Genomic DNA, 15,112 nt, shown 5'->3' with positions numbered 1-15,112 from the left:
AATATATAATTAAAAAGTTTTTAATGAATTAATAAGGAGATGCGAGTATGAAGAAAGTCATAGGACTTATAGTATCATTATTTTTATTATTCTCTATCTATGCACCAACATTTACAGAAGCAGCCGAAGTTTTAAATAAAGTAGGCTGGGTGAAGGAAAATGAGAATTGGTACTATTATCAAAAAGATGGAAGTAAGCAAATAGATAACATTACTTTAGATGGAATAGAGTATTCCTTTTTTAAAGATGGGAGGCTATTCCAAGGGAGAAAACAGGTAGGAAAAGACGATTTATATTATAGTGAGCCTGGTAAATTAAAGACTGGGTGGAGTTTTTCTGCAACTTCATGGAGCTATTTAAAAGATGGTAAGTATGTAACAGGAACATTTACCTATCAAGGAAAACCATTTGAAATTAATAAGTACGGGGATATGGAAAAAGGATGGATTACTCTTCGTTCTGCTGTTAAAAGAATCTATCCAAAGCCAGAAACAAAATTTCTATTTAAATCTAAACCTGTAAAGGATGGGGATGTCTTAGAGGTCATTTCAAAGCAGGGGTTATGGTATCAGGTTAAATATCAAGGAGAAGTCGGTTATGTTCGGATATTTGAATCTGTTGTAATTGGTGAATCACCAGTTCGTTCATGGGATGTAACAAAGGAAGCAACGAATTTGTCTCATTTTATGATAACGGAGTATCATAAAGATCCTGAAAAATACTTTCCACCCAATATTCAAAAGAAATTTGATAAACAACTAGATAGTGATTTAGCTCTTCTTGCGAATGGATTAAAATGGATTGATCAATTAAAAGAAGCACTCTATTTAGATAATAAACAAGGATGGGTACAAGAAGAAGGGAAATGGACGTATTATAAAAAAGATGGGCAAAGAATAACTGGTTTCCAAGCAATTGATGGGAAACGTTATTATTTTGGTACTGATGGTTTTATGCAAACGGGATGGTTACATACAAATGGATCAGATTATTATCTGGGAACCGATGGTGTGATGCAAACAGGAGTCCAACATATTGACGGGAAAATCTATTACTTTAGTCCGTTAGGTTCTGTACAGTCAGGATTTACAAATGTTGAGGGGAAACCTTATTATTTTGATGCTTCTCATGAATCAAAAAATGGTTGGATGAAGCAAGAGTTTAGTTGGTACTTACTACAGCCTTCAGGTGCATTACAAACAGGAGATTTTACATATAAAGACAAGAAATTCTCCTTTAATCAAGACGGAGAAATGGTTAAAGGTTGGATTACATTAGAATCCCTTGTTAAAAAAGTATATCCAGAACCAGATTTAAGAAAAGTATTGCGTGCAAAACGTGTGAATAATGGCGAAGTGATAGAAGTTACTGGAAAAATTGGCTCTTGGTACGAGGTGAATTATCAGGGAGAAAAAGGATACGTACGTATTCATGATGCTATTATCTTTGATCAGGAAGCTAAAAGTCCACTTACTTTGCTTGATGGAAAAGTAAAGATATTTGAAGGTGTATTAGATTATTTAAAAAGTGACGAAACAGTCATAAATAACACAATTGGAATTTTAGAAAAAGAAGAACAACGTTTGTTAGATGATGCAGAGAACTGGGAAAGTATTTCAAGGAACGTAAACAACGCAAAGCAAGATGTACAGTATAAAGTACAAGTGATGAAAGATGCACATGGTAAGTTACAAGAACTTGTAAATGCAATGAAAGGTGACATAAAAAATTTAACCGTTACCCAAAGGAAAGAACTTGTAAAATTACTTGGAGCTGATGGAAAAGAATTATTAGATTTTGGTGTAGAGACATATAGTTTTATACTCCAGTACTATGAATCACTTATTGAGGCCTATGTTGGTTATTATCAAGCATTAGATGTGGTTGCGGCCAAAGCGATTGAATGTCAAAATGAGATTAATAAAGATATTCATCAAATCACATTGAATATGCAAGAGTTATCGAAAGGGTTATCTGGTGTAGTTAAAGATTTAGGACCAGTTGTAAATAGCTCCATTAATCTGAAACATTCCATTGATGAGGCAAAACCTGGGATGGAGGAACTTGTACAAGTAACACGAAAAAACGCTCCAATCATTGCGAAAGACTTACAAGCATTGGATGCGAAAGTCCCAGGATTCTTCACAGATTTCAAGATGGGAATAGATCTTGCAAATACATTTATGGACTCCGCTAATAAAATAGCAAGTCATAAAATTGATATACCTGCTGGAAGTATTGGCAGTATTGATTTAACAAATGCTTTCCGTGATTTTGGTGTTACTCCAGAAAAAATGAGAGAGCTTGAACAAGCTGATCGAGATACGACTAAATTCATGAATGTCACATTGGATGCTTGGCCAATTATTAATGTGCCAAAAGAAATTATTCAATTGGTACAAGGCCATGAAATGGGTGAAAAAGACAAATACAAACCATCTGATTACGCGATTGGTGTTGCATCAGTACTAACTGGTGGAACTGTAAAAACTGTAAAAACTATCGGAAGGGTAGTTGGCACTGTTGAGGATATTGAAAAGAAAGCGAAAAATCTTGAGAAGGCTGCGAAGTCTACTGGAAAAACTGTTGGTAAGATTAACACGCACAATATCCCAAATATGTCTAAAAAAGAAATTCTAGAAAAGCTTCCAGACGGATGGAAATACACGGATAATAATGGGTTTGTTCATGTTCGGGATGGTAATGGTACAATAAGAATGAGGATAGATCCACCGGATAAAGTTACAAAGTATGACCATGTACATTTATACGATGAAAATAAAAATCCTTTAGATTTAAATGGAAACATAGTTGATGCTAAAAGTCCAGATGCTCATATCCCATATAAAAAATGAGGTGAGGAAATATGAATGTACAAAGAATACAAGAAAAAATTGATAAGTTAAATTACTGGGATGCGTGGGTTACTAAATTAGAATGCAATTATATTGGCGATGAAGTGATTTTGATTTTTAAAGATGGGGATGATGTAACTCTTCAATTCAGTGGTTGCTATAAAATAGAATACAAACATAGTATGGGATATGTAAAAGAAAAGCCAATAAAAACATTTACATATGAACAGTTACCATATTTTCTTCATGATATTGAAATCGGTGAAGTAGAAAAAGAGGGCTTGAAATTATATACCTGTAATATAATTATGCCTCCTATGGAATTAGAAATATGGTGTAAGGATATAAAAATTGAAAGATAAGTATTTGCAGAAGAAAAAATGCTAAGTAAATTCTATATTGTTGTAAAATAATTAAACGGACCTTAGATAAACATAAAACTGTGGAAATATTTAATTCCTGCGGTTTATATTATATCAATTTGATTTTCTTTCATATTGATACTTTATATCTCAATTCGTTTCTGTACCTCTGCAATATTATGAATTTCTTTTTAAACGCTATGCTTGTTATTATCAAGCATTTGATGTGGGGACAGGTGAAACGGTTGAATTTTAAGTTTAAAGATAAAAATAAATAAGGGGAATATGTTATGAAAGTAACTTGTTTATATAATACCGGCAATGCCCTATCTAAGATAACAGAGGAAACATTTAATTTAACCATTGAAAAAGAGTATATTGTTTATGGAATATGTAAATTACAAAGTGGTGAGTTAACATATTTAATCTTAGGAGAACGTGAAAATATGCCATCATGGTATCCAGCAGAATTATTTAAAATATCCGATGCGTTACAACCTTTAGAATGGTATTGTGCAGAACACAAACAGGTTAAAGATACAACTATAGATTATATATGGGGATATAAAGAGTTAGCCTTGGATGATACACATACTCTGGGGTTAATAGAAAGAGAAAATAAAGATATGGAACTATTTTTAAAGCGTAAAGCTGAGATTGACGAATTTGAGGAATTGTATAAATAAATTTAATTTATTTATGAAAAACGTAGGAATTAAATATTCCTACGTTTTTTGTTTATAACATTTAAATACCTTATTTTTACAAAGGTTAAAGGATCAAATGGAAAATTTTTAATTTATCCTACATAAGCAGAATCGTTTCTGTAATTCTACTTAATAGAATACTCCCCTGTATAGCATCATTATTGGGTTTCCATGCGTTTGAAGTTAAGATATATTGAAAAGATCTTATTGAGATTTATTGTCAATTTCTCATGAGTTTTCAGTTTATTCGGAAATTTAGTGGTTTTAATTTTACAGTTTAGTGAAATAGGGGGTTTGAAGATAATATAAAGTGTCTGCAGGACAATAGTAATGGATATAAGATGAAAATATTGTATGTGCATATCAAAACATAACGGAAAATCAACAACATGAACGGAAAGATAAACAGTACTATAGAATATGAAATTATTTGATCTGTCTTAGGAGTCGTACAAAGCAAAATTGTAAGTCAGCGATCCTAGAAATAAGTTTGCCTTCGGTAGTAAGCGCTCCACTAGCAATGTTCATCCTCAATATTTTCTTAAAACGGTTGAATGAATTCACTTATAGATCCTCATCTAAACTAAAAAATTTCGTATATAACTTCATTTATGTTTAATGATTAAAAGCTCACCATAGATGATTTATAGAGAATGCAATTATAAATGCAAGAAAATCTAATTTAAAATTGAAAATTCGTTCTATTTTGGTTAGATATGGAATAAATGAATTTTATTTCTCAATATTCACTGTATGTCACTTTTTTGTTTTTTTCTATATGATATTGGAAAAAGTATGCTTAATTTTATGACATAAATCCCCTACAAAATTATTACTCTACAAATTAATTTCTTAAAGAAAACTTCTTGTGAATATGTTACTAACTACATAAAATGTAATATTAACAGAATTATTACCAGAGTATTAGGTTTTTAGAATGAAAAATGAGTGCTCAAAATATCATTGAAATCCAGGAATAGAAATCGTAATTAAAATTTTTTGTTTTCTGTCAGGTATGTAAATCACTTTAGCTACTTTATGGGTAATTTCATGTGTTTTTTCTTTTGCTTAAGTTTATGAAATAAGAGTATTAGCGCTAAATATTGTAGCTAAGAGTATGTAAAGCATAGAAAATCCGAATTAAACAAAATAGGAGGAAAGTGAAAATGAAGCATCAAGATGATAGTAAAACTGGTTTGGAAATAGCGATTATTGGAATGGCAGGTAAATTTCCAGGTGCAAATGAAATAAACCAATTTTGGGATAACCTAAAAAATGGTGTTGATTCAATTTCTACATTTACTGAAGACGAGTTAATTAAAGAAGGTGTTAATTTAGATGTTTTACAACATCCTAATTTTGTGAAAGCAAAAGGGTATTTGGAGGAAGTAGAGTATTTTGACGAATCCTTTTTTGCTTATACACCTAGAGAAGCGAAAATAATGGATCCCCAAATCCGTATGTTACAGGAAACAACATGGGAAGCATTAGAGATGGCAGGCTATAATCCATTTGATTATGAAGGATTAATAGGGCTATACGTAGGAGCATCTACTAATTTTAATTGGATGAAGCACACACCATTATTAAATAGTGATAGTGTGGTTGAGTTTTCAGAGGCGGGTACTCTTTCCTATAAAGACGCAATTTCAACGCTTACATCCTATAAGCTGGGACTTAAGGGACCGAGTTTTACATTGTATACAGCTTGCTCTACATCTCTTTTGAGCATTCATCTTGCATGTAGATCATTGTTAACTGGAGAATGCTCTATTGCAGCTGCAGGTGGAGTATCTATAACGTATCCTAAAAAGAATGGTTATAAATACCATGAAGGAATGACAAGTTCACCGGATGGCAAAGTTCGTACTTTTGATGCAGAAGCCCAGGGTGCAGTTTTTAGTGATGGTGTAGGTATGGTAATACTAAAGAGATTAGAAGATGCGCTTGCTGATGGAGATACGATATATGGTGTAATTAAGGGTTCAGCAGCAAATAATGATGGAGGTCGAAAAGTAGGCTATACTGCTCCGAGTGTTGAGGGACAGGCTGAAGTAATTCAAGCAGCTCATAGTTTTGCTGAAGTTGATCCTTCTACAATTAGTTATATAGAAACGCATGGGACGGCAACGCCATTAGGGGACTCTATCGAAGTAGAGGCTCTAAAGAGAGCGTTTCAAGATGTGGACAAGAAATCTTTTTGTGCAATTGGTTCTGTTAAGAGTAATGTAGGTCATTTAGATACAGCTGCAGGGGTGACGGGACTTATAAAGACAGTTTTATCTATGAGGCATAAACAACTCCCGCCAACTTTAAATGTGAAGCGCCCTAACTCGAAAATTGATTTTATAGATAGCCCATTTTATATCAATACTGATTTGGTGAATTGGCAAAGTGAAGATAATGATCTTCTTCGAGCAGGTGTGAGTGCTTTCGGATATGGTGGAACTAACGTTCATATTGTATTAGAAGAAGCCCCTAAAGTTAAAAGTTCTGCTTCTACTAGAGAGAAAAAACTAATGGTTCTTTCTGCTAGATCAAAAGAAGCTTTAAATAATACTACAGTAAATATGGTTCAATATCTGGAATCTAATAAAGATGTTGAATTAGCAGATGTAGCATACACATTGCAAACTGGCCGTCGATCATTTCCGTATAGAAGAGCGGTCTTATGTAAGGATATAGATAGCGCCATAAACAATTTAAAAACAGTTAAAGATTTTCACATAAAAACGCAAGAAAATCCAGATTTGGTATTTGTGTTACCGGGCGAATACACATCAATTATCGAGAATGTAAAAGAGCTATACCAAAAGGAGCCATTATTCTTAAAAGTATTTGAGCGTAATATGACTGATGCCCAAATGTATACTGGACAAACATTGAAAGAAGCATTCTTTAAAGGAACAGATGACAGCTTGGTTGAAAATTTAATCTTTTTCGTCTGCTTGCAATCGATTATTGATGTATTAATTGAATGTGGTGTACGTCCTTCTAACATTATTGGTACAGGTTTAGCAGGAATGGTTTCAGATATTTATAATAAATCTCTAAAGCCAGAAGATGTCCTGAATCAATTAGTTGAAAACTATACAGAGTTGCAGACAGAATGGACGCATGGAGAAAAAGTAGAACTTTTAACACAAGTTAAGAATGTAGATCCTAATTCTGTCATTGTACATATTGGTGAGTTATTAAATTCTGAAATTAAAAATAATCAGATTATTTTACAAGACGACTTGTTAGAGATATTGGGACAAGCGTGGGAGTTAGGGGTAGAAATTAATTGGAGTAAACTGTATGAAGAGGAATATAGATTACGTATTGCCTTACCAACTTATCCTTTTGAGAAAAAACGATATTGGATAGATCCAGCTGAACAGCAAAATATAACTAATAGTGAAGAAACATCGATAAAGAAACGTTCTAATATAGCTGAGTGGTTCTATACTCCAGGTTGGATGGAAAAAGAAATTGTAGATGTAACCAAAGAATCTACTAAAAGTTGGTTGTTATTTTTAGACAATGAGCATATAGGCTTAGCTCTTAAAGAAAAGCTTGAAAGAGATGGACATCGTGTTATAACAGTCGGTGTGGGTCCTTCATATAAAAAGATTAGTTTAAATGAATTTACAATATGCCCTACTGAACAAGAAGATTATTATCAGTTATTTAACGAGCTACAAAAACAAGAGTGTTTACCAGAAGAGATTGTTCACCTATGGAATGTGGATAATAAGGATTTAGGTATCAAGACCTTAGATACTGGATTCTATTCATTAATATCACTTGCAAAGACAATTAGTAAATTTAATTTACTTTATCCTATTAATATAAATGTGATGACCAATAATATGCAAAAGGTAGTAGGAGACGAGTCTATTATTGCTGAAAAATCTACTCTTCTGGCTCCTATAAAAGTATTTCCACAAGAGTATCCAAATATTAGATGTCGTAGTGTGGATTTTATGTTGTCTGATAATGAAGAAGCATTAATATCAAACTTATATTCTGAAGTTCAAGCGGACATTATCGACACTGTAATAGCAATTCGAAATAACACTCGTTACATTCGAATCTATGAGCCTATACCTGATGAAAAAGTAAGTGAAATGCTAGTAATAAATGAAAATGAATTAGCTTCAAAAATTCCGAATGTTCGATCGGAAGGGGTTTATTTAATTACTGGTGGAATGGGAGGAGTAGGCCTTAAATTAGCAGAATATTTGGCGCGTACAGTAAAGGCTAAACTAATATTAGTTAGTAGAACAGCTCTTCCTGATCGTGAAGAATGGGATCAAATTCTTCAATCACAGATTGAAAATGAACAATTATGTCAACGTATTAACCATATTCAGAAGTTGGAGTCATTGGGAGCAAAAGTAATGACAGCTGTTGCAGATGTAGCTGATGAAGAGCAGATGAGAAACGTGATTCATCAGGCCGAGGCTAACTTTGGTCATATAAATGGGGTAATTCATGCAGCAGGTGTCTTACGTGTTAAATCAGCTCAGTGTCCAATGGAGAAGATAAGTAGGATTGAATGTGAAGAGCAATTTCTTCCTAAAGTACATGGTGTGCTAGTTCTTGATAAGTTATTGAGTAATTATGATCTTGATTTTTGTTATCTTGTTTCATCACTTTCACCTATTTTGGGTGGATTAGGTTTTGTAGCCTATTCAGCAGCAAACCTTTACTTAGATAGTTTTTCAGACAAAGTGAGTAATACATCTAATAATCGATGGACCAGTATTAACTGGGGAGATTGGCAGTACACGGGAGCTCAACAGGTTAATAAAATATTCAATGCTCAAAGTATAGAAGCGCTTGAAATGACATCTGAGGAAGGACAAAAAACATTCCAATGTGTGCTTGGTTTAAGTGGTTTAAATCAGGTAATTATTTCTTCAGGAGATTTAAATAAACGTTTTGATCAATGGATTAATCTGAATTCTCGTAAACGAATTTCTGGATTGGAAACTCAAACGAAAACGGGAGATAAGTTCAGAAATCAAGATGAAGTAGAGGAAATAATTACAGGAATTTGGAAAGAGTTTTACAGTGTTGATACTGTAAATGTAAATGAAAATTTCTTTGATCTTGGTGCAACTTCACTTCATATAATTCAAATTCATGAGAGATTAATTAATAGATTAGAAAAACAGATTTCAATTGGAGTTATGTTTGAGTATCCAAGTATTCGTTCTTTAGCGAGATACTTAAGTGGAGATAAGCAAAAGAATCAAGTTAAACATACAAAACGTTTTAATCGAAAAACGAAAGAAGATAACGATATTGCAATTATAGGAATAGATGGACGTTTTCCTGGAGCACAGAATGTAAATGAATTCTGGAATAATATAAAGTCTGGAACAGAGTCTATTCAATTCTTTACAGATGAAGAGTTAATTGAATCTGGTGTGAATCCTATGGAAGTAAAAAGCCCTAATTATGTTAAAGCGAAAGGGTATTTAGAAGGAACTGATAATTTTGATGCTCCATTCTTTGATTATACACCTCAAGATGCATCTTTAATGGATCCGCAACTACGAGTATTTCATGAATGTGCGTGGTCTGCCCTTGAACATGCTGGATATAATATTGAGACATACCCAGGCCTAATTGGTGTATATAGTGGGGCATCTCCTAACTTATATTGGCAAGTGTTATCTACTCTTTCAGAGGCAAATGAACCAGCTGGACAATTCTTAATTTCATTACTTAACGACAAAGACTCGCTAAGCACTCAAATTTCTTACAAATTTAACCTAAAAGGACCAAGTATGAATATCTTTACGGGATGTTCAACATCATTGGTGGCTATTCATAATGCATGCCAAGCATTATTACAGGGGCATTGTGATATTGCCATAGCTGGGGGTATTACATTAACCCAACCTGAAAAAGCAGGTTATACCTACCAAGAAGGAATGCTGTTTTCTTCAGATGGTCATTGTCGTCCTTTTGATGAAAATGCAAATGGAATGCTTTTTGGAGACGGTGTTGGAATTGTTGTTCTGAAGCCTTTACAGGAAGCTATAAATGATGGGGATACTATACATGCAGTAATAAAAGGAACGGCAATTAATAATGATGGGAATCGGAAAATTGGTTACACTGCACCTAGTGTAGAGGGCCAAGTAGAAGTTATAAAAATGGCGCAACATGAAGCAAATGTAGAACCTGAGTCCATTTCCTATATTGAAACACATGGAACGGCTACTAAACTAGGAGACACGATTGAGATCAAGGCGCTTAGTGAAGTGTTTAACTCTAATGAAAAACAATCGGTACCAATTGGGTCTGTTAAAGCAAATGTAGGACATCTAAATGCAGCATCCGGTGTTGCTGGACTAATTAAAACGGTCTTTGCGATGAAAGATCAGGTTCTTCCGCCAAGTGTGAATTTTACAAAGCCAAACACGCAAATTGGATTTGAAAAGACACCGTTTTATGTAAATCAACACTTAAATGAGTGGAAAGAGGATAATAAACCATTACGTGCAGGTGTTAGTTCATTTGGTATTGGTGGTACAAATGCACATATTATTTTGGAGGAGGCACCAAAGCTTGAAGTAACCTCAAATAGTAGACCATACCAAATGTTAATGATTTCGGCAAAATCGAAAGATGCTTTGGATCGTATGACTTTGAATTTAGGAAATCACCTTGAACAGAATCCTTATGTGGATTTGGCAGACGCTAGTTATACATTGCAAATTGGACGTAAGGAATTCAAGCATAGGAGAGCTTTAGTTTGTTCCAGTACCCAAGAAGGAATTGAACTGTTAAACCAGCCAGAAGGAAGAAGAGTACAATATGTAAATGTAAAAGAGGAACATCCTAAAATTAACTTCCTGTTTTCTGGGAACGGATCGCAATATGTAAACATGGGGTTAGAATTATACGAACAAGAGGCAATTTTCCGTGAAGCTATGGATGAATGCTTTGCAATCCTTCAATCTGTTACGAATGTAAACATGAAAGAAGTGTTATACCCAACCACTTTCAGTATTGATGAGGCAACGGAAAAATTGAAAAGAATGGAATTTAGTCAACCAATTCTTTTTGCGTTTGAATACTCAGTTGCGAAACTATTAATGGGTTGGGGAATTAAACCTGAAGCAATGATTGGATATTCATTTGGTGAATATGTGGCTGCTTGTTTAGCAGAAGTATTTACTTTGGAAGATGCACTTAAATTGGTTGTAAAAAGAGGTCAGCTAATGAGTAGTCTTCCTGCAGGAGTAATGCTTAGCGTTCCACTTCCAGAAGAGGAATTAATTCATTTGATTAATTCTTTTGAAAAAGAATATCAACATACCATTTCTTTAGCGGTAGTTAATGGTCCAGCTTGTATAGTTTCTGGGACAGAAGAAGCAATTGTAGATTTTGAAAATGAATTAAAGAAAAAGCGTTTAATGTGTATGCGAGTAACAATAGAAGGAGCAGCACATTCACACGAACTGGATTCAATTCTGGACGAGTATGCTTCCTATGTTAGTACATTGACACTTAGAGAACCTAAAATACCTTATTTGTCAAACTTGACCGGTACTTGGATACGACTTGAAGAAGCAACAAACCCAGTTTATTGGGTAAAACATATGCGTGGAACTGTTCGATTCTCTGATGGAATTCAAGAGTTGAATAGGGACAATACAAGTCTATTCATAGAGATTGGTCCTGGAAATGACCTTAGTAGGCTTACTAGTCGCCTTTTAGACTATGAAAATGGTAATGAAAGAATATTTAATACGGTTCGATCTGTTCAACAAGATGTATCAGATATGTATTTCTTATTTAGTCACATCACTCGAATGTGGGTAACAGGTATTTCTATAGATTGGGAACAATTTTATAAAGATGAGAAGAGAAGACGTATCCCATTACCAATGTATTCTTTCAATAAAATATCTTATAAATTACAAGGTAATCCGTATGATTTAGGTCAAAAGCTTAATAGTAAGCAATCTAAAATTAGTAAGAATAACAACATTTCTGAATGGTTCTATACGCCGCAATGGAAAAGTTCTACATTGTTTGAACCAAATCATGATGTGAATGAGACATGGATTGTTTTTGTAGATCAAGAAGGATTAGGTAATGAACTAGTTAAGGACTTATTAAATAAAGGGCAGAGAGTAGTTACAGTAGAACCTGGCTTTGGTTTTAATAAGGAGAATAACGATCGCTTCATTATAAATCCTGAAGAGCGTACAGATTACGTTAAGTTATTGGATGAAGTACATGAAATATGTGGTTTACCTACAAGAATAGTTCATATGTGGGGAATTACGGATGAGGAAAGACAAGCCTCAATTGAATATGTAAATTGTAAACAAAACTTAGGATTCTATTCAATCTTTTATTTAACTCAGGCACTAGGAGACAAGAATATCTCTGATTCAATCTCAATTCGAATCATTACAAATGGTGTTCAACAAGTGGTTGGTGATGAAGAATTAATTCCAGAAAAATCAACTGTACTTGGAACGTCATTAGTTGTTCCGCAAGAGTATTCTTATCTTTCTTGTTCAAGTATTGATGTTGTTTTACCTGTAAACAAAGAATTGAAGAATAGGCTAATAAATCAATTAGTAGAAGAATGTCTTGCAAATACGAATGATAAGATGATTGCTTATCGAGGAAATAAAAGATTTGTTCAAACTTACGAGCCTTTACAACTAGAACAGCCAGCTAAAGAGAAACTGCCTTTACGAAAGAATGGAGTTTACCTTATTACAGGAGGACTCGGAGGTATTGGTACAATTCTTGCGAAACACTTGGCTCAAACTGTACAAGCCAACTTAGTTCTTCTTACACGTACAGGTCTGCCAAATCGTGATGAGTGGGATATGCATTTGAAGGAAAATACGATGTATTCGGAAAGAATTCGTAAAGTTTTAGAGATTGAAGAAACGGGATCTAAAGTTTATGTACTTGCTGCTGATGTTACAGATCAATCACAACTATACGAAGCAATTCATAAGGCAGAACAAAAATTTGGAAAGATTAATGGTGTAATTCATGGTGCAGGTATTCTTGGTGGAAAGACTTTTAATTTGATTCAGGAACTTGAAAAAGAGGACTGTGAGGAACAATTTTCTGCAAAAATTTATGGTCTTCTCAATTTAGAAGAGTGCTTACGGAATAAAGATTTAGATTTTTGTGTTCTAATGTCTTCAATTTCAGCGGTCTTAGGTGGATTAGGTTATGTATCATATGCTGCTTCAAATATATACATGGATGTTTTTGCACAATATATAAATCGTTATTCCAACCTGCCTTGGATAAGTGTCAATTGGAGTGATTGGAAATACTGGGAAGATGAAGAAAAAGATATGCAGATAGGTGCAAGTGTACATGAATTATCTATGACACCTGAAGAAGGAGTTCAGGCCTTTAATATAGCACTGTCATGGAAACAAGGGGAAGTACTGATTCATTCTCCAGGGGAACTGCAAGCGCGTATTGATCAATGGGTGTTATTAAATTCTTTCAATGATGAAAAGGAAGAAGAATTAGATTCTACGTTATACCATTCTAGACCACAACTCTTGACTGAATATGTAGCACCTCGTAATGAGGTAGAAGAAAAGCTTTCAAAAATTTGGAGAAATATATTTAAAGTTTCAGAAGTTGGTGTTCATGATGATCTTCTGGAACTAGGTGGAGATTCACTTAAGGCTATTACTATTGTTTCAAAAATTCATAAAGAGTTTAATGTTGAAGTTCCTATTAAAGAACTCTTTACTCTATCAAATATTGAGAAACTAGCAAATTATATTTCAAGGGCAGATAAGAGTGAATTTGATGTTATTGTTCCAGCTGAATCTAAATCTCATTATCAGCTTTCTTCAGCTCAGAAGAGATTTTATGTATTACACCGATTGTATCCAGAAAGTACAGCTTATAATGATACTTCCGTTATTCTTTTGAATGGAAAATTAAACATTGAACGTTTAGAAAAGGCGTTCACTCAATTAATTAAGCGTCATGAGATATTTAGAACTACTATTGAAATGAAAAATGATAAACCGGTACAAATTATTCATGATCATGCTGATTTCCATATTACTCAAATTAAGGGCTTTGAATCTGAAGTGGAACAAATAATTAATGAGTTTATTCGCCCATTTAATTTTAATAATGCTCCATATTTCCGTGTAGGGTTAATTAGATTGGAAGAACAAAAACATATTTTAATTATTGATTTACATCATATAGTAACCGATGGAGTTTCCTATGATATTTTCGTTAGAGATCTATTTGCGCTTTACTCTGGAGAGAAATTACCAAGCTTGAAAATACAGTATAAGGATTACTCAGAATGGCAGCAGAGTGAAAAAGAAAAAGAAATTGCTCTCAAACATGAACAGTATTGGCTAGAGCAATTTAAAGATGGTGTACCTGTCTTGAATATGCCTACTGATTATACGAGACCTGAAATAATAGATCTGAAAGGTAGTAAAATATCCTTTACTATTGATTCAAATGTTACCAAGAAAATTAAGCGTTTATTAGCAAAAGAAGAAACTACATTATATACGTTAATGCTCTCTGTATATAATATTTTGCTAGGTAAATATACTGGCCAAGAGGATGTTGTTATTGGTTCACCAATTACTGGTCGCCCACATGCGGATTTACAAGATATTATAGGAGTATTTGTAAACATGTTAGGGATAAGGAATTATCCAAGAGCTGAACAAAGGTTTACTCAATTCCTATTTGAAGTAAAAGAACAGGTCTTACAAGCGTTTGAACATCAAAAATGTCAATATGAGGACCTGGTTAATCAATTAGGACTTCAAGGAACGTATAATAGGAACCCACTTTTCGATGTTTCATTTGTTATGCAAAATATGGATGCAGATCATATGTTTATCGATGGTTTAGAACTAAAGACATATGATCACGACTTTAAGCGCGCGCAAATGGATTTATTGCTAAGAGTGGTTGAATTGGAAGATACAATTGAACTGACTATGGAATATGCAACCTCTTTATATACTAGGGACACGGTTCAAAAGTTATGTGAGCGTTATGTTGAGATTTTTGAACAAATTGTAGATCATCCTGAAATTTTATTAAAAGATATTTCATTTAAACAAGAAATTCAAGAACTGCAACCAGTTAAGGTATCAGTAGATTTTGGGGATTTTAACTTTTAATTGATTATTGT

Annotated in this window: 4 protein-coding genes; all 4 read left to right on the top strand. The window is 33.6% G+C overall.

Annotated features, from left to right (window positions below):
* The first annotated feature begins 47 nt into the window (after positions 1-47).
* The 4 genes from ACTJJY_RS19215 (at position 48) to ACTJJY_RS19200 (ending at position 15,101) form a co-directional block, all read left to right on the top strand.
* Entirely contained in the window at positions 48-2,855 is a 2,808-nt protein-coding gene (locus ACTJJY_RS19215; protein WP_440606297.1) for an N-acetylmuramoyl-L-alanine amidase family protein, read from the top strand.
* An 11-nt stretch (positions 2,856-2,866) separates the two neighbouring features.
* Positions 2,867-3,217 (top strand): hypothetical protein, encoded by a 351-nt coding sequence (locus ACTJJY_RS19210; protein ID WP_088346306.1) that lies wholly within the window; start codon positions 2,867-2,869, stop codon positions 3,215-3,217.
* Between the two features lie 290 nt (positions 3,218-3,507).
* Positions 3,508-3,903 (top strand): hypothetical protein, encoded by a 396-nt coding sequence (locus tag ACTJJY_RS19205; protein ID WP_440606296.1) that lies wholly within the window; start codon positions 3,508-3,510, stop codon positions 3,901-3,903.
* A gap of 1,187 nt (positions 3,904-5,090) precedes the next feature.
* Complete coding sequence (locus tag ACTJJY_RS19200; RefSeq protein ID WP_440606295.1) at positions 5,091-15,101, top strand: SDR family NAD(P)-dependent oxidoreductase; 10,011 nt, start codon at positions 5,091-5,093, stop codon at positions 15,099-15,101.
* The last annotated feature ends 11 nt before the right edge of the window (positions 15,102-15,112 follow it).

The sequence above is a fragment of the Bacillus sp. 22475 genome (assembly GCF_052044835.1).
Taxonomy (GTDB): Bacteria; Bacillota; Bacilli; order Bacillales; family Bacillaceae_G; genus Bacillus_A; species Bacillus_A cereus.
Note: the sequence above shows the minus strand (reverse complement) of the source record. Positions and strands in the feature narration are given on the sequence as shown.